The 21,346-nt window shown below is 66.0% G+C and carries 16 protein-coding genes; 9 read left to right on the forward strand and 7 right to left on the reverse strand.

Translation table 11 applies throughout. The annotated features are described in order from the left end of the window. Window positions 1-60: 60 nt before the first annotated feature. Entirely contained in the window at window positions 61-1,860 is a 1,800-nt protein-coding gene (locus EV665_RS17170) for a heavy metal translocating P-type ATPase (RefSeq protein WP_133035040.1), read from the forward strand. Between the two features lie 41 nt (window positions 1,861-1,901). On the opposite strand, the gene EV665_RS17175 is transcribed toward EV665_RS17170, so the two are convergent. The 4 genes from EV665_RS17175 to EV665_RS17190 form a co-directional block, all read right to left on the reverse strand. Continuing rightward, complete coding sequence (locus tag EV665_RS17175; protein ID WP_133035041.1) at window positions 1,902-4,619, reverse strand: cation-transporting P-type ATPase; 2,718 nt, start codon at window positions 4,617-4,619, stop codon at window positions 1,902-1,904. 34 nt (window positions 4,620-4,653) lie between these two features. Further along, entirely contained in the window at window positions 4,654-5,520 is an 867-nt protein-coding gene (locus EV665_RS17180) for a universal stress protein (RefSeq protein WP_133035042.1), read from the reverse strand. Window positions 5,521-5,575: 55 nt separating this feature from the next. After that, window positions 5,576-6,763: an acetate/propionate family kinase gene (locus EV665_RS17185; protein WP_133035043.1), complete on the reverse strand. Its 1,188-nt coding sequence runs from the start codon at window positions 6,761-6,763 to the stop codon at window positions 5,576-5,578. Between the two features lie 159 nt (window positions 6,764-6,922). Next, the gene (locus EV665_RS17190) at window positions 6,923-8,659 is read right to left on the reverse strand and encodes a PHA/PHB synthase family protein (protein WP_281048253.1); all 1,737 of its coding nucleotides are present in this window, start codon (window positions 8,657-8,659) and stop codon (window positions 6,923-6,925) included. Between the two features lie 258 nt (window positions 8,660-8,917). Here EV665_RS17190 and EV665_RS17195 point away from each other — a divergent pair, with 258 nt between their 5' ends. The 3 genes from EV665_RS17195 to EV665_RS17205 all read left to right on the forward strand — a co-directional run bounded on the left by EV665_RS17195 (window position 8,918) and on the right by EV665_RS17205 (window position 13,083). After that, window positions 8,918-9,133 (forward strand): hypothetical protein, encoded by a 216-nt coding sequence (locus EV665_RS17195; protein ID WP_133035045.1) that lies wholly within the window; start codon window positions 8,918-8,920, stop codon window positions 9,131-9,133. A 185-nt stretch (window positions 9,134-9,318) separates the two neighbouring features. Continuing rightward, window positions 9,319-11,685: a phosphoketolase family protein gene (locus EV665_RS17200; protein WP_133035046.1), complete on the forward strand. Its 2,367-nt coding sequence runs from the start codon at window positions 9,319-9,321 to the stop codon at window positions 11,683-11,685. 39 nt (window positions 11,686-11,724) lie between these two features. Continuing rightward, complete coding sequence (locus tag EV665_RS17205; RefSeq protein WP_133035047.1) at window positions 11,725-13,083, forward strand: MBL fold metallo-hydrolase RNA specificity domain-containing protein; 1,359 nt, start codon at window positions 11,725-11,727, stop codon at window positions 13,081-13,083. A 16-nt stretch (window positions 13,084-13,099) separates the two neighbouring features. Here the strand turns inward: EV665_RS17205 and EV665_RS32855 are convergent, their stop codons facing one another. Then, entirely contained in the window at window positions 13,100-13,495 is a 396-nt protein-coding gene (locus EV665_RS32855) for a GNAT family N-acetyltransferase (RefSeq protein ID WP_245507746.1), read from the reverse strand. Next, the gene (locus EV665_RS32860; RefSeq protein WP_245507747.1) at window positions 13,455-13,715 is read right to left on the reverse strand and encodes a hypothetical protein; all 261 of its coding nucleotides are present in this window, start codon (window positions 13,713-13,715) and stop codon (window positions 13,455-13,457) included. The genes EV665_RS32855 and EV665_RS32860 overlap by 41 nt, the downstream gene beginning before the upstream one ends. Window positions 13,716-13,959: 244 nt before the next feature. Here EV665_RS32860 and argF point away from each other — a divergent pair, with 244 nt between their 5' ends. From argF to EV665_RS17235, 5 genes are all read left to right on the forward strand, one after another. Beyond that, complete coding sequence (argF, locus tag EV665_RS17215; RefSeq protein WP_133035048.1) at window positions 13,960-14,961, forward strand: ornithine carbamoyltransferase; 1,002 nt, start codon at window positions 13,960-13,962, stop codon at window positions 14,959-14,961. Between the two features lie 110 nt (window positions 14,962-15,071). Further along, complete coding sequence (locus EV665_RS17220; RefSeq protein WP_133035049.1) at window positions 15,072-15,893, forward strand: universal stress protein; 822 nt, start codon at window positions 15,072-15,074, stop codon at window positions 15,891-15,893. A 146-nt stretch (window positions 15,894-16,039) separates the two neighbouring features. After that, window positions 16,040-16,432, forward strand: coding sequence for a hypothetical protein (locus tag EV665_RS17225; RefSeq protein ID WP_133035050.1), 393 nt, complete (start codon window positions 16,040-16,042; stop codon window positions 16,430-16,432). A gap of 139 nt (window positions 16,433-16,571) precedes the next feature. Next, on the forward strand, window positions 16,572-17,102 hold the full coding sequence (locus EV665_RS17230) for a YcnI family copper-binding membrane protein (protein ID WP_133035051.1): 531 nt from the start codon (window positions 16,572-16,574) through the stop codon (window positions 17,100-17,102). 163 nt (window positions 17,103-17,265) lie between these two features. Then, window positions 17,266-18,864 (forward strand): copper resistance CopC/CopD family protein, encoded by a 1,599-nt coding sequence (locus EV665_RS17235; protein WP_245507748.1) that lies wholly within the window; start codon window positions 17,266-17,268, stop codon window positions 18,862-18,864. Window positions 18,865-18,889: 25 nt separating this feature from the next. On the opposite strand, the gene EV665_RS17240 is transcribed toward EV665_RS17235, so the two are convergent. Beyond that, window positions 18,890-21,328: a TonB-dependent siderophore receptor gene (locus tag EV665_RS17240; protein WP_133035052.1), complete on the reverse strand. Its 2,439-nt coding sequence runs from the start codon at window positions 21,326-21,328 to the stop codon at window positions 18,890-18,892. Window positions 21,329-21,346 lie beyond the last annotated feature (18 nt).

Below are 21,346 nucleotides of genomic sequence, written 5' to 3' on the forward strand. Positions count from 1 at the left end.
CCGATGGGAGAAGGGAACGTGCCCCAAGCGAACCAGGGCTACTGGCCGCGGCATTCCAGCATGATACTGGTCGCGGTCGCAGCCGGAGGGCTTTTGATCGGGCTGGTCTTGTCGTGGCAGGCCGCCCGATATGCCGGTTTGGTCTGGACCATCGCGACGCTGGTGGTGCTTGCCAGCCTGTTCGTCCAGGTTGCCGGGGCGCTGCGTCGGGGCGATATCGGGCTCGATATCGTCGCGGCACTTTCCATGTCTGCGGCGATTGCATTCAACGAACCGCTTGCGGGAAACGTCGTCGGCGTGATGTATGCCGGCGGCCAGTTGCTCGAAGCCTTTGCCGAAGGGCGAGCGCGCCGGGAGATGACGGCCCTGATGGGCCGCGTTTCGCATTCTGCCATGCGCTACGGTTCATCGGGGCTCGAAGAGGTCGCGATCTCGCAGATACGGCCGGGCGACCGGCTGCTTGTCCGGCAAGGTGAGGTGCTCCCGGTGGACGGGGTCGTGTCCGGCGATGCGGCGGCGCTCGATATGGCGGCATTGACGGGAGAGTCCTTGCCGCGGTCCGTTCCGCCGGGCGGTGAGGCCCTGAGCGGCTCCACCAGCATGGGAGCGGCCTTCGACCTCGTCGCGAGCCGGAGTGCCGCCGAAAGCACCTATGCGGGGGTCGTGCGCCTGGTCGAGGCCGCGCAAGCCATCAAGGCGCCCATGGTCCGCATGGCGGATCGCTTTGCGATGGGCTTTCTGCTTTTGACCATCGGCATTGCGGGCCTCGCCTGGTATTTGTCGGAAGATCCGATCCGGGCGCTCGCCGTCCTTGTTGTCGCGACGCCCTGTCCTCTCATCCTTGCGGTTCCTGTCGCCATCATTTCCGGAATGTCGCGAGCAGCAGCGATCGGCGTCCTCGTGAAGAACGGCGGCATGCTCGAAATGCTGGCACGCGTGCGGACGGCGGTTCTCGACAAGACCGGCACGCTGACCCATGGCCAGGCTGCGGTGATGGATATCAGGACGACGCCGGCTTTCGCGGCGGAAACGGTTCTGCAGGCGGCCGCGAGCCTCGATCAGGCTTCCGGGCATGTCGTCGCCGCCGCGCTGGTTCATGTTGCAACCGAAAGGGGCCTGCCCCTGTCGAAGCCGGAAAGCGTGCAGGAAACGCCAGGGACAGGCATTGAAGGGTGCGTGGACGGAAGAAGGGTCGTGGTCGGCGGGAGCGGTTTCGTGCAGCGCACATCCGGCTGTGATGATCCGCACGCCCTGATATCGCCCGAGATGCGAGCCTCCATGACCGTTGCCGTCGCCATCGATGGCGTGCTGGCGGGCATGATCGTTCTGAAGGACCAGATCCGCGCGGACGCGGTGTCGGTTCTGAACGACCTTCGGGCTGCCGGCATCCGGAGGCTCGTGCTGGCGTCGGGAGATCGCGTGGAGATCGCGCAGGCTGTGGGCAGGGCGCTTGGCATGGATGCCGTCCTGGGCGACCTGACGCCCGAAGCCAAGGTGGCCGCCGTCCGGGCGGAGGCGCGCGACGGCCCCGTGATGATGGTGGGCGATGGCGTCAACGATGCGCCGGCGCTCGCCGCGGCCGATATCGGCGTTGCCATGGGCGCGCGCGGCACGGCCTCGTCGTCGGAGGCCGCTGGCATCGTGCTTCTTGTCGATGAGCTCGCTCCGCTGGTCAAGGCGATTGCCATCGCGCGCCGAAGCCATCGGATCGCGCTCCAGAGCGTATCGGTGGGCCTTGCGCTTTCGATCGGCGCGATGGTCGTGGCGGCGTGCGGATATCTGCAGCCTCTCGAGGGCGCGATCCTTCAGGAGGCGATCGACGTGGCCGTGATCCTCAATGCATTGCGGGCGCTCCGGTAACGCGGGAAGCCGGCCTGTCCTGCGGGACCTTTCCCGCCGTTTCAGGCATTCCAGGACGCCGCCGGCGAGACTTTTCGCATAAGGGTCTTTTCAAGCTCCAGCACCACCATCGTCACCAAACCGACCGCGAGGATCAGCAGCCCATCCGGCAAGGCGACCGGCGCGCTGTCGAAGAGCGCGTGCATGAACGGGGCGAAGGTGAAGAGGAGCTGCGCGGCCACCACGACCGCGATGGCTGCAAGAACGGCCGGCGTGCCCATAGCGCCGATCAGGCTGAACGACGTGCGGTGCAGGTAGCGCACGTTGAACAGATAGAAGATCTCCATCACCACCAGCATGTTGACCACCATGGTGCGCGCGCCGTCCTCGCTATAGCCCCTGCGGAGTGCATATTCGAAGATGCCGAAGACGCCGAGCATGAAGATGAGGGAGACGAAGGCGATGCGCCAGACGAGGAAGCGCGAGAGGATCGGTGCGTCGCGCCGGCGCGGCGGGCGGCGCATGACGCCGGGCTCCGAGGGCTCGAAGGCGAGCACCAGGCCGAGCGTCACGGTGAGGATCATGTTGATCCAGAGGATCTGCACCGGCGTCATCGGCAGCGTCAGGCCGAGGAGGATCGCGAAGATCACGCACAGCACCTCGCCGCCATTGGTGGGCAGCGTCCAGCCGATCACCTTGCGGATATTGTCGTAGACCGTGCGGCCCTCGTGCACGGCGGCGACGATCGAGGCGAAGTTGTCGTCGAGCAGCACCATCTGGGCGGCCTCCTTGGCCGCCTCCGTGCCCTTGCGGCCCATGGCGACGCCGACATCGGCCTGCTTAACCGCCGGTGCGTCGTTGACGCCGTCGCCGGTCATGGCGACGATATGGCCGTTGGCCTGCAGGGCGCGCACGATGCGCAGCTTGTGCTCGGGCGTGGCGCGGGCGAAGACGCTGATCTCCTCGACGGTCCGGCGCAGCTCCTCGTCCGTCATGGCGTCGAGCGCGCTGCCTTCGAGTGCCTTCGGATCGTCGGCGATGGCGAGCTTGCGGGCGATCGCGACGGCGGTGCCGTTGTGATCGCCGGTGATCATCTTGACGGCGATGCCGGCGGAGCGGCATTCGGCCACCGCCGCGATTGCCTCCTCGCGCGGCGGGTCGATGAAACCCGCGACGCCGAGGAAGGTGAGGCCGGTCTCGACCATCGCGAAGGTCAGCCGCGCGACATCTTTCGGCGCGGTCCCCACCGCGAAGCCGAGCACGCGCTCGCCCTCGGCGGCGGCCGCGTCGATGCGCTGGCGCCAGTAGGCCGGGTCGATGGCGCCTGTCGCCTTTTCGCCCGCCTGGTTCGTGCACATGGCCAGCACCCGCTCGGGCGCGCCCTTGACGAAGATGCGGCGCGTGCCGTCCGGATCGTCGTGCAGCGTCGCCATGAAACGATGCTGGGCGTCGAACGGGATCTCGTCGAGCCGCCCCCAGATCTCGCGCTCGGTCTCCGGGTGCAGCCCGGCCTTGGCGGCAAGGGTGACGAGCGCGCCTTCCATCGGATCGCCCAGCACCGCCCACTGTCCGTCGCGCTCGATAAGCCGCGCATCGTTGCACAGGAGGGCGGCGCGGATGAGCGTATCGCGCACGGCATCCGGTCGTGCCGTGCCGCCGTCCGGGGCAGCGAGCCTGCCCTCCGGCGCATAGCCCGCGCCGGCAAGCTCCGTCACGCCCCCGGCCGTCACCACATGGCGCACGGTCATTTCGTTCTTCGTCAGCGTGCCCGTCTTGTCGGAGCAGATCACCGAGGTCGCGCCGAGTGTCTCGACGGCCGGCAGCCGGCGCACCACGGCGTTGCGCGCCGCCATCCGGCGCACGCCGATCGCCAGCGTGATGGTGATGACGGCCGGCAATCCTTCCGGCACGACGCCGACGGCGAGCGCAACGACCACCATCAGCGCGTCGAGCCAGTCGTAGTTTCTCGCCAGCACGGCGAAGACGAAGAGGATGGCGGCCGTGCCGATGGCGAACCAGGTGAAGAGCCGGCCGAACTCGTTGATCTGGCGCAGCAGCGGCGTGGTCAGCGTCTGCACGTTGCCGATGAGGTTGGAGATGCGGCCGATCTCGGTGCGGCTGCCCGTCGCCACCACGACGCCGTGTCCCTGGCCGGTGGTGATGAGGGTGCCGGAATGGAGGATCGGCAGCCGGTCGCCGAGCGCGGTATCGGCAGGAACGGTCTCCTCCCGCTTTTCGGCGGGTACGGATTCGCCGGTCAGGATCGCCTCGTCCGCGGTGAGCCCGCGCGCCCTGATGAGCCGGATATCGGCGGGTACCTTGTCGCCTGCCTCCAGCACGACGAGGTCGCCCGGAACGATCTCGCGGGCATCGACGGTATGCCGTTCGCCTTCGCGCACGACGACGGTGTGCGGGGCGATCATGTCGCGGATCGCGTCGAGCGCCCGCTCGGCCTTGCCCTCCTGGATGAAACCGACCACGGCGTTGACCACGACGACGATGACGATGACCACGCCGTCGATGACATGGCCGAGCAGCATGGCGGCGATGGCGGCCGACAGGAGGAAGTAGATGAGTGCGTTGTTGAACTGCGCAAGGAAGCGCAGGACCGGATGCGTGCGGGCGGTGGCCGGCAACTGGTTGGGGCCATGGGTGCCGAGGCGGCGCCCGGCCTCGTCATGGCCGAGGCCGTCGAGACCCGTCGCCAGCACTGCGCAGGTCTCCTCCTTCGTGCGGGCGTGCCAGGCCTGCGGGCCGGATTGAATGTCGACCGCGCTCATGCGCTTCTCCTTTGCCATCACACCGTCACGCCGATCATCCATCGGATCGCACGCCCCTGCCGGGAACGATCATCACGTCGCACTCCACCTCTTCCAGAAGCGCCTCGGCGACGCTGCCGATCAATGCGCCGAGAAGGCCGGTCCGGCCGTAGGTGCCGGCAAGCAGCAGGTCGATGTCTTCCTTGATCGCGAATTCGGCAAGGAGGGGTGCGGGATCGCCATGGGCGACATGGATGCCGACATCGTTTCCCGCATCCGGCAGATGACTTGCGACGAAGGCTTTCGCATCCTCCCGCGCCAGGTTCGCCCGGCCTCGCTCGGAACCATCCTTGTCGTCGAGGAAACCGCGGAACGGCATGTCGAAGGCGTGGAAAAGCGTGATGTGGGCCGGCGGGAAGAGCAGGGCGCCCATTTCGAGCGCGCCGGTGGAGGCTTCGGAAAGGTCGCTGGCCACCACGATACGGCGATAGGCCTGCCGCACCCGCTTCTTCACCACCAGCACCGGCAGGCCGGCCTGGCGCACCACGCTTGCCGTCGTGCCGCCGACCAGCATGTGCCCGAGCGCATCGTTGCCGGCAATGCCGGTGACGATCATGTCGCAATTCCTTTCGCGCGCGACGGCGAGGATGACGTCGGCCGGCTCTCCCTCGCGGATGTCGATATCCCAGGCGATATCGCCGACATCTGCGAACTCGCGATCGAGATGGCTGGACGCGCGCCGCCTGGCCGCGGCGAGGATGGTGGAGGTCGTGCCGGTCATGCTGACGACGTCGAGCGCATGCACGATCGTCAGCTTCGCCTTCCATGCCCGGGCAAGATCGAGCGCACGGTCCTGCGCCCTGTCGCAGCGTGCGCTGAGGTCTGTCGCCAGGAGAAGGTGACGAGGGGGATTTTCGGTCATGGGCAAGCATCCTTGTCGTGTTGGCGCAGCGGGACGGTGCGGTTGCTGGCGGCGGTCACCTCGCGATGCCCTCCAGGATCGAGACGGTTTCCTCAGCGATCACCTGCTCCTCGTCGGTAGCGATGACGAAAGCGGTGATGCGGCTTTTCGGGGTGCTGATGCGGGTGGCGTTTGCGGCATTGGCGGCGGGATCGAGGTCGAGGCCGAGCCAGCCGAGCCGCTGGCAGACATCGGCCCGGACCGCCGGCTGGTTCTCGCCGACGCCGGCGGTGAAGACGACGGCGTCGAGACCGCCGAGCGTGGCGGCGAGCCGGGCGATCTCGCCGGCGATGCGGAAGGTGAAGAGCTCGATCGCCTCCCTCGCCTCCGGCGCATCGCTGGCGAGAAGATCGCGGCTGTCGGCGCTGATGCCGGAGACGCCGAGAAGGCCGGACTTGTGATACAGGAGATCCTCGACATCCCGCAGAGTGCGTTCCCCAGGCCCCAGGAGATGCAGCAGCACGCCGGGATCGAGTGCGCCGCATCGCGTCGCCATCGGAATGCCGTCGAGGGTCGAAAAGCCCATGCTGGTGTCGCGGCTGGTGCCCTCGTTGAGGCCGCACAGGCTCGCGCCGCTGCCGAGATGGGCGACCACGACCCTGCCGCTGGCCCTTTCGGGCGCAAGGCGGGTGAGTTCACCGGCGATGAACTTGTAGGAGAGGCCGTGGAAGCCGTACCGCTTGATACCGTGCTCGTGGAGGGCGCGCGGGATGGCGAAGCGGCGCACGAGCGCGTCGTTCGTCCGATGAAAGGCGGTGTCGAAGGAGGCAGCCTGCGGCAGGTCCGGCAGCACGCTGCCGATCGCCCGGATCAGGCGCAGGCTCTGCGGCTGGTGGAGCGGCGCCAGTGCCGTCAGCGCGTCGATCGCCGCGATCGTTTCCGCATCGAGGCGCACGGGACCGTCGAACCTGTCGCCGCCGTGCACGACGCGATGCCCGACGAGCGCGACCTTCCCGAGGTCGAAGTTGCGGCCGAGGATGGCGAAGGTCTCTGAGAGGATGTCGCTCAGGTCCTCGTCCGGCCGGGCCTCCAGCGTGGTTTCGATCCGCTGCTCACCCTCGCCTGCCCGCAAGGTCAGCGGATCGTGGCGAAAATCTATCACGCCGCGCGCGATCCGGGCAGGACCGGCGACATCAAGCTCGAACAGGCCGATCTTCACGGTGGAGGAGCCGGCGTTGAAGGTCAGCAGGGTTTTCCGGCTCATGCGGACAGTCCTTTCATCGGATACGGCGTTCCGGCCATCTTGGCGGGCAGGAGGCCGACCGTCCACAGGCCATGGGCGACGAACCGGGCGATCGAGGCGGTATCGCCGGGTCGAGGTGCGCCGAAGGTCCTGTTGCGGAGAATGTCGGCCAGCGGAGTTTCACCTTTGCAAAACATAGGTCCCCGGAGCATCGGCGAGCGATCTGTTGCCCTTGCGGCGGGCGCCCATCGCCGGTGCTGCGACCCGCTCCGGCGCCGAACGCGCGGCAAGCCATCTCGTCCAGGCCTCCCACCACGAGCCCGGTCGCCCCTCGGCGGTTTCCGCCCATTCGTCTGCGCCCACGCATAGCCCTTCGGCCGCGCGCGTGGCGATGCGGTAGCGGCGGCGCGGGTGGCCCGGTTCGCTGACGATGCCGGCATTGTGGCCGCCGCTGGTGAGGACGAAGGTGAGGTCGGTATTGCTGAGGTAATGGATCTTGTAGACCGATCGCCAGGGCGCGACGTGATCGCGCTCGGTGCCGACCACGAACATCGGCACACGGATGTTCTGGATGGCGGCAGGGTGCCCGTCGACCAGGAAGCGCCCGGCGGCAAGCTCGTTGCCGAGATAAAGGCGTTTCAGGTATTCGGCATGCATCCGGTAGGGCATGCGGGTGGAATCGGCGTTCCAGGCCATCAGGTCGATCATCGGCGTGCGCTCGCCCATCATGTGCTCGTGCACGATGCGCGACCAGACGAGGTCGTTCGAGCGCAGGAGCTGGAAGGCGCCTGCCATCTGGTCGGCCGAGAGATAACCGCGGTTCCACATCATGCTTTCGAGCACATGCAACTGGCTGTGGTCGATGAAGAGCGCGAGTTCGCCGGGCTCCGTGAAATCCGTCTGCGCCGCAAGCAATGTCAGGCTCGCCAGCCGGTCGTCACCCCGGCGTGCCATGTCGGCGGCTGCGATGGACAGCAGCGTGCCGCCCAGGCAATAGCCCGCGGCATGGACCCTGCGGCCGGGAACGACGGCATCGACCGCCTCGAGCGCCGCCATCACGCCGAGCCGGCGATAGTCGTCCATCGTCAGGTCGCGGTCGGCCGCCGTCGGGTTGCGCCAGGAAATGCAGAAGACGGTGTGGCCCTTCTCCACCAGGTAACGCACGAGCGAATTGTGCGGCGAAAGGTCGAGGATGTAATATTTCATGATCCAGGCCGGCACGATCAGCACCGGTTCGGCCAGCACGGTTTCGCCTGCCGGCGCGTACTGGATCAGCTCGATCAGGTGGTTGCGGTAGAGCACCTTGCCCGGCGTTGCGGCGACATCCCGGCCGACGACGAAATTCTCCGTGCCGGCCGGCTGCTGTCCGGTGGCGAGGCGCCCTACATCCTCCATCCAGTTGCGCAGGCCGTCGAGGAAATTCATGCCGCCGGATCGGATCGTCCTTTCCAGCACCTCCGGATTGGCGAAGGGCAGGTTGGAAGGCGAGAAGACATCGAGGATCTGGCGCGCGGCGAAGGACACGATATCCTGGTGATGCGGCGCCACACCGGGCACCTCGTTCGTGACATTGTGCCACCATTGCTGCTGGAGCAGGAAGGCCTGCGCCCAGATGCTGAACGGCGGCTTTTTCCAGCGCGGGTCGGCAAAGCGGTAGTCTCCGGCGAGAGGCTCGATGCAGGGCGGTGCATCCGGATCGGCTGCCGCTGCCGCGAGATGGCAAAGCAGGCGGACGGCCTTGCGGTTGGCCTTGTCGAGGAGTTCCAGCCGCTTGCCGGGCGCGGAGGCGAGATGGATCGACCAATCCATGAGGGCAAGCGCGAAGGCGGCAGGCGACAGGCCCGCGCTGAACTGCCCGGTGAACGCCTCCCGCATGCGGTCGATCGCGCGGAAGGCTTCGCTTCCCAGCTCCTCCATGCGCGGAACGGGCGGCAGGCCTGCCGCGTGCCGGAAAGGCAATGTCTCGCTCATCGGGCTGTTCATGGATGTCTCCTTCGGCAGGTTCATGTGCACTGCTGGAAGCAACCGCATTCGCATTGCGACCCCATGACCGGATGGCGGATCGAGCGCCACCCTATACAGGGCAGTCTCCATCTCCGTTGACACAGATCAAGTTTCATTGTGCGAAATCGCCTAGAATGAAATGATGTCGAAACGGGAAAAAGGGAGTTCGTCATGCCTGAAGTCAATGCGACGGATGCGGAGCGGGTTGTTGCGGCCTTTGCCCCCATGGCGGCCGATCCGCTTCTCCTGACGCCCTTCGAGATCGGAATGGCGATGTACCGGCACTGGCTGGGCGCGACGTCGCGCCTGCTCCAGGACCAATCCGCCCATCTGCAGAATCTCGCCGAATGCGACAATCCCTTCAACATGCTGGTCTATCAGACGTAGTTCGCCGAGAAATCCGTCGCGGCCGGCCTCGATGAACTGCGCCGGGGCGTCGATACGGTCACGGAAGCCGCCCGTGGCCATATGGCCGTCGGCGGGACGTTGCCGCAATAGGACCGTGCCGTTGCCGGAGCAAACCGGAGGGTATGGGCGTTGAAGCCTTCGAACAGGCGACAAGGAGAGAGGGCATGGCGAACGATCCTGACACCGGGGACCTCGCGCTGATTGACCGTTACTGGCGGGCGGCCAACTATCTTTCCGTCGGCCAGATCTACCTGATGGACAATCCGCTGCTCCGCGAGCCGCTCAAGGCGGAGCATGTGAAGCCGCGCCTTCTCGGCCACTGGGGCACCACGCCGGGTCTGAATTTCATCTACGCCCACCTCAACCGGATCATCAAGGCCCGCGATGCCGACATCCTCTACATCTGCGGCCCCGGCCACGGCGGGCCTGGCATGGTGGCCAACACCTATCTGGAAGGCACCTATTCGGAAATCTATCCGGAGGTGGGCGAGGACGAGGCAGGGCTGAAGAAACTCTTCCGGCAGTTCTCCTTCCCCGGCGGCATTCCGAGCCATGCGGCGCCCGAGACGCCCGGCTCGATCCACGAGGGCGGCGAGCTCGGTTATGCGCTGGTGCATGCCTATGGCGCGGCCTTCGACAATCCCGACCTCGTCGTCGCCTGCGTGGTGGGGGACGGCGAGGCCGAGACCGGCCCGCTCGCCGCCGCCTGGCATTCCAACAAGTTCCTGAGCCCCGTCAGCGACGGCACGGTGCTGCCGATCCTGCATCTCAACGGCTACAAGATCGCCAACCCGACCGTGCTGGCACGCCTGCCGGACGAAGAGCTTGCCCATCTCTTCACCGGCTATGGCTACGATCCGATCTTCGTGGAGGGCCACGAGCCGCAGGCCATGCACCGGGACATGGCGGCGGCGCTCGACACGGCCTTCGACCGCATCGCGGCCATCCGCGCCGCAGCGAAGGGCGAACCCGCCCGAAGGCCGCACTGGCCGATGATCGTGCTGCGCAGCCCCAAGGGCTGGACGGGGCCGAAGGAGGTGGACGGCAAGGTGGTCGAGAACCATTGGCGCTCGCACCAGGTACCCGTTTCCGAATGCCGCTCGAACGCCGCCCATCGCGACATCCTCGAAGCCTGGATGCGCAGTTACGATCCGGAAGATCTCTTCGACGCGGCCGGCCGCCTCAAGCCGGACCTGCGGGCGCTCGCGCCGACAGGGGAACGCCGCATGGGTGCCAGCCCGCACGCCAATGGCGGCGTCCTGCGCAAGGCGTTGCGCACGCCGGACATTCGTGACTATGCGGTCGCCGTCGACAATCCCGGGGCTATCGACGCGCAGGCGACGAAGGTTCTCGGCGACTATCTGCGCGACGTGATCCGGCTGAACGCGGCGGAAAGCAATTTCCGCGTCTTCGGCCCGGACGAGACGGCCTCGAACCGGCTCGGCAGCGTCTTCGAGGCGACGGATCGCGCATGGATGGCCGAGACGCTGCCGACGGACGATCATCTTTCGCCGGACGGCCGCGTCATGGAAGTCTTGAGCGAGCATCTTTGCCAGGGCTGGCTGGAAGGCTATCTCCTCACCGGCCGCCACGGCTTCTTCTCCTGTTACGAAGCCTTCATCCACATCGTCGATTCGATGTTCAACCAGCATGCCAAGTGGCTGAAGGTCGCGCGCGAGCTGTCCTGGCGCAAGCCGGTCTCCTCGCTCAACTACCTGCTGACCTCCCATGTCTGGCGGCAGGACCACAACGGCTTCTCGCACCAGGATCCCGGCTTCGTCGACCTCGTCGCCAACAAGGGCGCGGATATCGTGCGCGTCTACCTGCCGCCGGACGCCAACACGCTGCTTTGGGTCGGCGATCATTGCCTGAAGACCTGGAACCGCATCAACGTCATCGTCGCCGGCAAGCAGCCGGCGCCGCAATGGCTGGCCATGGATGAGGCGGTGCGCCATTGCGAGGCCGGGCTCGGCATCTGGGACTGGGCGGGCACGGAAGAGGGGCTTGGCCCGGACATCGTGATGGCCTGCGCCGGCGACGTGCCGACCATGGAAACGCTCGCCGCCGTCGATCTCCTGCGCCGGGCGCTGCCGCACCTGCGCATCCGCGTCGTCAATGTCGTCGACCTGATGGTGCTGCAATCGCCGCAGCACCATCCGCACGGCATTTCGGACGCGGCTTTCGACCGGATCTTTACCCGCGACCGGCCGGTGATCTTCGCCTATCACGGCTATCCCTACCTCATCCATCGGCTTGTCTACAAACGCACGAACCACACGAACGTGCATGTCAGGGGCTTCATCGAGGAGGGCACGACCACCACGCCCTTCGACATGGCCGTGATGAACGAGCTCGACCGCTATCATCTCGCCATCGAGGCCGTCGAGCGCCTGCCGGCTCTGGGTGAAAAGGCGGCGGATATCGTTGCCGCGCTGAAGGGGAAGCTTGCCGAGCACCACGCCTATGTGCGCGAGCATGGCGAGGACATGCCGGAAATCCGGGACTGGAAATGGCCCTATCCGCGGCAGTAGCCGTGCCGTGGGCAAAGCGGTCCGTGAGGGGAGGGGATCATGCTGTCACTGAAATCGCTCGGCGGCGCCGGAACCGTCACCGGTTCGAAGCATCTGCTTTCCCTCGGCGAGCATCGCATCCTGGTCGATTGCGGTCTCTTCCAGGGCCTGAAGAACCTGCGTGACCTCAACTGGACGCCCCTGCCGGTCTCCCCGCACGCCATCGATGCGGTGATCCTCACCCATGCGCATCTCGATCATAGCGGATACCTGCCGCGTCTGGTGCATGCGGGCTATCGCGGCAAGGTCTATGCAACGCCGGCCACCCGCGACGTCGCCGAACTGATCCTCATGGACAGCGGCCACCTGCAGGAAAAGGATGCGGACTTCCTCAACCGGCACAAGTTGTCGCGCCACCAGCCGGCCCTTCCGCTCTATGGCGTGCGGGACGCGCAACGGGCCGTCGAGCACTTCTCGACCGTGGAGTTCGGACAGGCGGTGCGGCTTGCCAACGGCGCGACCTTCCGCTTCCGTCCCGCCGGGCACATTCTGGGCGCAGCGAGCGTGGACCTCGAATGGGGCGGCCGCCGGATCGTCTTTTCCGGCGATATCGGGCGCTACAGCGATCCGCTCATGCCGGACCCGGCTCCGCCGCCGGAGGCCGACTATATCCTCATCGAATCCACCTACGGCAATCGCATCCACGACAGGACCGACCCGGCCGATGCCCTGCAAGCGGTCATCGACCGGACGGTCAGGCGCGGCGGCACGCTCGTCGTCCCGGCCTTCGCCGTCGGCAGGGCGCAGGAACTGCTCTACTATTTCTGGAAGCTGAAGCGGGCGGGCCGTCTTCCGGCCGTTCCGCTGTTCCTCGACAGTCCGATGGCCATCGACGCGACGGGGCTTCTGGGCCGGCACATGCAGGATCACCGTCTCGATATGGAAACCTGCAAGGCCGTGTTCTCCATCGCGCGCTACACCGACGACGTCGAGGCTTCGAAGGCGATCAGCGCCAACCGGTTTCCCAAGATCGTCATTTCGGCTTCGGGCATGGCGACGGGCGGGCGCGTCCTGCATCATCTCAAGGCGTTCGCGCCCGATGCCCGCAATACGATCCTGCTTGCCGGCTTCCAGGCGGCCGGCACGCGAGGCCGCTCGCTCCAGGAAGGCGCGAGGGAGCTGAAGATCCATGGCTCCTGGGTGCCGGTCAATGCGGAGGTGGCGCATCTCGACATGCTCTCGGCCCATGCCGATGCCGACGAACTGATGCGCTGGCTCTCCGCCTGCCCGCGCCCGCCGCGCAAGGTCTTCATCGTGCACGGCGAGGCCGAAGCCTCCGAAGCGTTGCGCATCCGCATCGCGCGGGAGCTTGGATGGGCGAGCGTCGTGCCGCGGCTCGATCAGGAATTCGTGTTGTGAGCCCGGCAGGCCGGGTTCAGGCGGAGCGGAGGTCCTTGCGGATCAGGACGAGGGTCGCGTCGTCGGGATAGGGGATCGCGACGAAACCCTGCTCCCGTTCGAGTTCAATGGCCTCGTGGTTTTCGCGGCTTTCGAGCGATTCCAGGGTCTCGACGCCGCGAGACTGCGCGTAGCGGGCCGCATGGCGCAGCATTTCCCAGGCGATGCCCTTGTGCTTGTCCTCGGCGCGAACGGAGATCGCCACCTCCGCCTTCGTCATCGACGGATCGCAGGCAACCATCGCCGTCGCGACAATCGCCTTGCCGTCATCGGCAAAGGCAAGGAAGTGCTCGGTCGCGCGATGATCGACCTGCGTCATGGCGAGGAGACGTTCATGGCTCATCTCGCGCACGCCGCGCGAGGAGACGTTCATGGCTCATCTCGCGCACGCCGCCGAGGAAACGGAAGCGTAGGTCTGCGGGCGCCACATGGGCGAAGAACGCGGCCAGAAGCGCCTCGTCCTCGGGGCGGACCGGGCGAATGTGGAGCACGAACCCGGTGCGGGTCACCAGATCGCAGCTCCAGAGGTCGGCGGCCGGCCGCACGGATGAACCGCCCGCTCGTTCCGGTTCCTCGTAGACAAGTGCTATCATCGCATTCTCCTTCGCAAGGTTCGAGATCGATTTCCGATATCGGCCATTGTGCACCCGCTGCCGCAACCGGGCTTTGATGCGGGTCAAGGTGATGCGGAGGGACCGGGTGCAGTCTTTCCACATTTTCGAATGCCGGGAGGCGGTGCCGTGCCTGACGCAGAACATGGCCGCCAGGGCCGCGGCGGGGGCCACTGCATGACCTGCCCCATCGCGCGCGATCCGATCTGACAGAGGAGAAACCAACATGCCCGTCAATCTGCATGGCTGCAGTGTGCTGACGCTGGACGATTTTTCCGGCGCGGAGATCCGCTACCTGCTGCGTCTTGCCGCCGAGCTCAAGGCGGCGAAGCAGGCCGGCACGGAGGTGCCGCGTCTTGCCCGCAAGAACATCGCCCTGATCTTCGAAAAGGAATCCACCCGCACCCGCTCCGGCTTCGAGGTCGCGGCCTACGATCAGGGCGCGCACGTCACCTATATCGGCCCGTCCGGCAGCCATATCGGCCACAAGGAAACCATGAAGGACACGGCGCGCGTACTCGGACGCATGTACGACGCCATCGAGTTCAGGGGCTTCAGCCAGCATCAGGCGGATGTGCTGGCCGCCTATGCCGGCGTGCCGGTCTATAACGGGCTGACCGACGAGGCGCATCCGACCCAGGTTCTCGCCGACTTCATGACGATGCGCGAATTCACCCACAAGCACCTGTCGGACACGACGCTCGTCTTCGTCGGCGCGGGGCGGGACAATGTGGCGACGTCGCTCGCGATCGGCGCGGCGAAGGTCGGCATGGACATGCGCATCGCTTCGCCCCGCGCGCTCTGGCCGGACGATGCGTTCTGCGATCGCGTCCGGTCCATGGCAGAAGCGAACGGCGGCAGCTTCCGGCTGGATGAGGATGTCCATGCCGCCGTGCTCGGGGCTGATTTCGTCTATACCGACGTCTGGCTTTCCATGGGCGAGAACGAGAGCGCCTGGCGGGAAAGGATAGAGCTCCTGACGCCCTATCGCGTGACCCGCGCGCTGTTGGCCGCGACGAGAACGCCGCATACAAAGTTCATGCATTGCCTGCCGGCCTTCCACAATGCGGAGACGGAGGTCGGGCAGGACATCGCCCGAAGCTACGGCATCGATTGCATGGAGGTCACCGACGAGGTCTTCGAATCCGCCGCATCGATCGTGTTCGACCAGGCGGAAAACCGCATGCACACGATCAAGGCGATCCTCGTCGCCACTATCGGAGCGTGACATGAGGATCGGTGCCCGGCGGGTTTGCTGCACTTGATCGGCGTCAAGGTGACGTTTTGCATGTGCACTATCCTTTACCCAGATAGAAAACAGGACGGAGGAGCAGTCCGATGAGCTACAAGTCCATTCTCGTGAATCTGGATGTCGACGGGCCGATCGGTCCGGTCGTGAAGGCGGCGCGTGCGCTGGCGCAGCGATGGAACGCCAGGCTGATCGGATTTTGCGCGGCCGACGTGTATCTGCCGGTCACCGGGCCGGAGGGCGCGACGCTCGCCGCGGAAGTCTGGCAGCAGATGCGCGACGACGACGAGCGCCGGTTCAAGGAACTGCGCAAGGAATTCGAGACCCTGGTTGCCGGCGCCGTCGAGACCGAATGGCGCGAAGCCCTGGAAAGACCGACCTACGCCCTTGTTCAGGCATCGAGAGCGGCCGATCTCGTCGTCATGCAGGCGGCCGATGGCGCCGCGACGCGGGATACGGCGCGCCGGTCCGATCCGGGGAGCGTCGTCCTGCAGGCGGGGCGTCCCCTGCTGATTGTCGGGACGGAGGCGGAACACAGGCTCGGCAGGAAGATCGTGGTCGCCTGGAAGGACACGAAGGAAGCGCGGCGGGCGGTCCTCGATGCCGTGCCGCTGCTCCAGGCGGCCGACGATGTCATCGTGGTCACGGTGGCGCCCACCATCGATCAATGGGCTCGCGAGAGCATGGCCGACGTTACTGCGTTTCTCGCCCGCCATGGCGTGGCCGCGCGCAATGAAACCATGGAGAGCTACCACGAGAGCGACAGCCTGATCGCGCTCGTCGACCGCTACGATGCCGATCTCGTCGTTTCGGGCGCCTTCGGGCACAGCCGGCTCAGGGAATGGGCTTTCGGAGGCATGACCCGGTCGTTGCTCGACGAAGTCCGGCTCAACCGTTTCATGTCGAGCTGACCGGGCCGCTTGCGGCTGAACAAGGAACGCATGGTGGAAGGGTTTCGCAGTTCTGATTGTTGCAGCGCAAGCTCTGCGGCAATTCGGCAGGTAAGGAGCCTTTTCATCGCGAGGCACGATTGGTAAGCCTTGCGGGAGAGGTTTCGATGAACAAGCGTCTGCAACAAAGCCGGATTGGAATGGTGGCCTTCGCCGTCGCCATCCTGATGGCGTTGCAGGTGCTCCTCAGCCCGTTCGCCGTTGCAGCCAGCGCCGCCACGTCGCCGGTCGATGCCTTCGGCAACCCGCTCTGCATCACGCATATCGAGGAGCAGGAACCGGCGTCCGCGCCGGGCAAGGAGCGTTCGCTCGCTCCCGATTGCTGCGTGCTTGCCTGCGGCTCGGCCGCAGCCTTCGTGCCGACGCACCACGCCGTCCCTATCCTGTTCAATCCGCTTGCCCAGCCATCGCAGCGGATCCTCGATGGCTATGGCGACACTGTCCCGTCGGTGTATGACGCGCTCCCCGGACATCCGCGCGGTCCCCCCACGAGCGCCTGATCGCCAGGCAGCGACCGTTCCGCGGCCATGATGATCAATCTGCCTTGGGCCCATTGACGGGCAGGGCAGGTGACGTCGCGCGCCTCCTTCTTCCTTCAAATCTTGCCGGCAGGGATGACCGGCCTCATGGAGACTGACTATGCTGAAAAGAATGCTTGCAACCGTTGCCGCCCTCGCAATCGGTTCCGGAACCGCCTTCGCCCATGTTTCGCTGCAACTGAAGGAGGCGCCGGTCGGCTCGACCTACCGCGCGATCTTCCAGGTGCCGCATGGTTGCGAAGGCAAGCCGACGAATGTGGTCCGCGTGCAGATCCCGGAAGGCGTCATCGCGGTCAAGCCGCAGCCGAAGGCCGGCTGGACGCTCGAAAAGATCAAGGGCGCCTATGCGAAATCCTACGACTACCACGGCACGCCGACCAGTGAAGGCGTGAAGGAGATCGTGTGGAGCGGCGGCAGCCTTGGCGATGACGAATATGACGAGTTCGTCCTGCGGGTCTATCTGACGAAGGACCTGAAAGCGGGCGAAACGCTCCACTTCCCCGTGGTGCAGGAGTGCCCGGATGGCATGGCCGAGCGCTGGATCGAGATTCCGGCCGAGGGCCAGTCGGCCGACGATCTCGAGCTTCCCGCGCCCGGTGTGAAGTTGCTGGAGGCCGCAGGCGGCCACTAAAGCATGTCGCAACGGCGCGAAGCGGTTTTGCGCTCGCAATTGCGGAGAAGCAAAAAGGTCAGGGTGGTGTTTCCGCGGTTCGGTGAAAAGCGGAAGACATCCTGACCCCGTGAAGGCCGGCGCCATCGGGGTGCCGGTCGCATCTGTCCTTCGGAGATCGTTCGTGCGGGAACATCTTGGCCGATCCTGTATCCGGGTATTTCTAACCGGCATCCTCTGGTGCTGCCTCATCGTGGCGGCGATGGCGCATGCCGCGCTGACGGGGGCGGTGCCGGCGGATGGGGCGGTCGTCGAAACACCCCCGAAATCCTTGTCGCTGTCCTTCAGCGAGCCGGTTTCGCCGCTCGTGCTGAGGCTCATCCTGCCGGATGGCCAGGCAAGGACGCTCGGGACATTCGTCCTTCGAGACCGCGTGCTTGAAATCGCGCCGCCGGATGACCTCGGGGCCGGTACCCATGTCCTTGTCTGGCGCGTCGTCTCCGAGGACGGGCATCCGGTTGCGGGTTCCACGGTCTTTTCGATCGGTGCGCCAGGCAACGTGCCGCCCGTCGCGGAAGGGTCGGTCGACTGGCCGGTCAGGATCGCGCTGTGGGTTGCGCGGGTCGTGAGCTATGCCGGTCTTTTCTTCGGGATTGGCGGCCTCTTTGCCGTCCGCTGGCTGATCCCGGGCGGGGCCGATGGCCTGCGCGTCATAAGGGCGGCAACGCTGCTCGGTGCGGTGGCGACCATCCTCTCCCTGGGTTTTCAGGGGCTGGACGCACTCGGCGCTCCCCTGTCTGCTCTCGCGGATAGAGCGGTATGGCAAGCCGGCCTCGCCACGCGTTTCGGCTTGACCGTCATGGCGCTTCTGGCGGCATTCTGTCTGGCATTCGTTGCCCCTTCGAGGGCGGGATTTGCGGGCCGGGCGGCATCCCTGGTGTCTCTCGTCGTCGGAAGCGGCGCCTTGGCGTTGAGTGGCCATGCAAGTTCGGCCGCGCCGCAGTGGCTGATGCAACCTGCCGTCCTTGTGCATGCGATCACGATAGAGGTCTGGATCGGCGCCCTTCTGCCGCTGGCCTACGCCCTGCGGCGGGGCGGTGATGCGGGCCGGCAGGCGCTCGGCCGATTTTCACGCCTGATCCCCGTCTGCGTTGCCGTCCTGACCGTGGCCGGCCTGCTGCTTGCGGTCGTTCAGGTTCAGCAATTCGGCGCGCTTTTTTCAACGGCCTACGGCAACGTGCTGCTGGTCAAGCTGGCGCTGCTTGCCGTCCTGTTTGCGCTCGTGGCTCTCAACCGCTGGGTTTTCACCAGGTCTGCCGTGCGTGGGGATCGCGGCGCAGCGCGGCGGCTCGGGCGCGCGATCATTGTCGAGACCATGATCGTCCTTGCGATTTTTGCCGTCGCTGCGGCGTGGCGGTTCACGCCGCCACCGCGCGCACTGGCGCTCGTGGCGGCGCAACCGGTCTCGACCCACATCCATTCGGACAAGGCGATGGCCGAAATCACGCTCACTCCCGGGCGCTCCGGTCCGGTCCAGGTATCCGCCGTCATCTTGTCGCCGGACTTCACGCCCCTGACCCCGAAGGATGTCACGTTCGTCTTCTCGAACCCGGAAGCGGGCATCGAGCCGATGCGCAGGCGAGCCGTCCTACAAGCCGACGGGACCTGGCGGGCCGTGGACGTCGTGATTCCCCTGGCCGGGCAATGGCGCGTGAGGCTCGACGTTCTCATCAGCGATTTCGAACTCGTGCGGTTACAGGAAACGGTTGAAATCGCGCCCTAGAACATCCGGCCCTCCACGGGGAAGTCTACCACGTATAGCTCAGGTTCGCCTTGACGGCTCGGCGGTTTCCAAACAGGACGGTGTCGGAATAGAAACCGGGCGTGAAGTATTTCTCGTCTGTCAGGTTGCTGCCCGAGACGGTGAACTTCAGCCCGTCGAAATCCGGGTTCCGCGCGCCGAAATCATAGCTGACCGCCGCGTCGAGCAGCGTATAGCCCGCAACCTTGACCTGCGCGCCCGTGCCTCCGTCCATCACCGCCATCGAACTTCCGACGAAGCGTACGCCGCCGCCGACCGTCAGGCCCGACAGCGCTTCCTGCTGGAAGGCATAGTCGAGCCACAGCGAGGCCTGATGATAGGGAACCGCCGCCATGCGGGTGCCGGCCTTGCTGATGCCGGTCGCATCCGCATTGTCCTTCGTTATGCGCGTGTCCGTGTATGAATAGGCGGCCGTCAGCGCCAGCGCGTCCGTCAGGTCCGCCTTCGCCTCGATCTCGAAGCCGCGCGAGCGCACCTCACCCTCCTGCACCAGGAAGCCGGGATGGAGCGGGTCATTCGTGGTGACGTTCTGCTGGGTGATCTGGAAGAGCGAGGCCGTGATCAGGCCGTTCCAGCCGAGCGGCTGATACTTGATGCCCGCCTCCCACTGTTCGCCCGTCGTCGGCTCGAAGGCGCGGCCGGAAAAGTCCGTGCCGGCCTCCGGCTGGAAGGAGGTGGAATAGCTGAGATAGGGGGCGAGGCCGTTGTCGAAGAGATAGCCGATGCCGGCCCTGCCCGTGAAGGCGTGATTGCGCTCCGATGTGCTGATGGCGCTGGCAAGGTCGTCCACATCGGTCTTGACCCAGTCGTAGCGGCCGGCGAAAGAGAGCACCCAGTTGTCGATCCTGACCTGGTCCTGCGCATAGAGGCCGACCTGGGTCTGGATGAGGTTCTCGTCCGACCAGGGTACGCCGAAGGTCAGGCCCGAGGGATCGTAGACCGGGTCGAAGATGTCGATCGTGATGAAATTGGTCGAATTCGCGCGGCGCTCGTGGCTGTCGTAGCGGCCGTAGTCGAGGCCGAAGAGCAGATTGTGTTCGCTTGCACCAAGCTCGACGGTGCCGCCGATATTGTTGTCGACGAGGAAGCTGTTCGTGGTCTTCGGCCGCTGCTGTGCGCCGATGCGCGCATAATGCCCGTCGAAGAGCGTCGTCGGCCAGTCCCAGATCCAGCCGGCCGTATAGTCGACCTTTGCGTGGCTGTAGCGAACATTCTGGTTGAAGGTCCAGCCGTTGTCGAATTCGTGCTTGAATTCGTAGCCGACGGAGGTGTTCTGCGTGTTCCATTCCGTCACGCCGGGAATGCCGAGATAAAGGCTGGACGGGATGCGCACGCCCTTGTCGAAGATGGTGTTGTCCATCGGCAGGCTCTGCTCGCCGCCGCCCTTGTGGACCTTGTGGTAGTTGGCAAGCAGGGTGAGCGACGTGCCCTCGTCGGGCTTCCAGGTGAAGGCGGGCGCGATGTAGAGCGCGTCGTCCGGCGAATGGTCGATCTGGGTGCCGCTGTCGCGGAGAAGCGCGGTGAGGCGATAGAGGAAAGCGTCGTCCTCTGAAACCGGACCGCCGAAATCGGCGGTCACCTGCCGGCGTCCGTAGCTGCCATATTCCACCTGTACCTCGCGGTAGGGCGCCTCGGTCGGGCGCTTGGAAGTGGCGTTCACGAGGCCGCCGGGCGTCGACTGGCCGAAGAGCACCGAGGACGGTCCCTTGAGAACGTCGAGCCGTTCCAGCCCGAACATCTCGATGTCGTTGTCGTAGGAATTGAAGCCATTGCGGATGCCGTCGCGATAGTTGGCATATTGGCCGATGGCGCGGAAACCGCGCAGATAGAGGTCGGGCATGCCCTGGCCGCCCGGATAGTCGATGACGCGCAGGCCCGGCGTGTAGGCGACGGCCGCGTTGAAATCGCCCGCGCCGCGCGCGTCCATCTCCTTGCGCGTCACGACGTTCACGGTCTGCGGCACTTCGAGGATCGGCGTGTCGCTCTTGGTGGCGATGCGGCTGCCCTTGGCGACGATGCCGTTGGTGCCGCCGCCCTCGCCCGTTACCACGATGGGCGAAAGGGCGGTGGAACCTTCCGTACCGCCGACGCTGCCGGTCTCGGACGGGTCGATCAGCATGACGGTCCTGTCGGTCCGGAAACGCCAGGTCAGGCCGCTGCCGCCAAGCAGCTTCGCCAGCGCCTCATCGGCCGGGAGCGTGCCGCTGACGCCCGGCGAGCGGATGCCGGCAGGCACCGTGCCGTTGAAGACGATGTCGATGCCGGTCGTTGCGGAAAAGCGCACCAGGGCGGCAGGAAGCGGCTGCGCGGCGATGGAGAAGCTGTAGGACTGGCTGGCCGCCTGCGCCGCTGCCGGCTGGAGCGGCGCAAGGAGCGCCATGCCCGCCGTGCTCGCCGCCAGCATCAAAGGCATGGCGATGGCCATCCTGCCCTGTCCCGATCT

The sequence above is a fragment of the Shinella granuli genome, assembly GCF_004341885.1.
Lineage (GTDB): Bacteria > Pseudomonadota > Alphaproteobacteria > Rhizobiales > Rhizobiaceae > Shinella > Shinella granuli.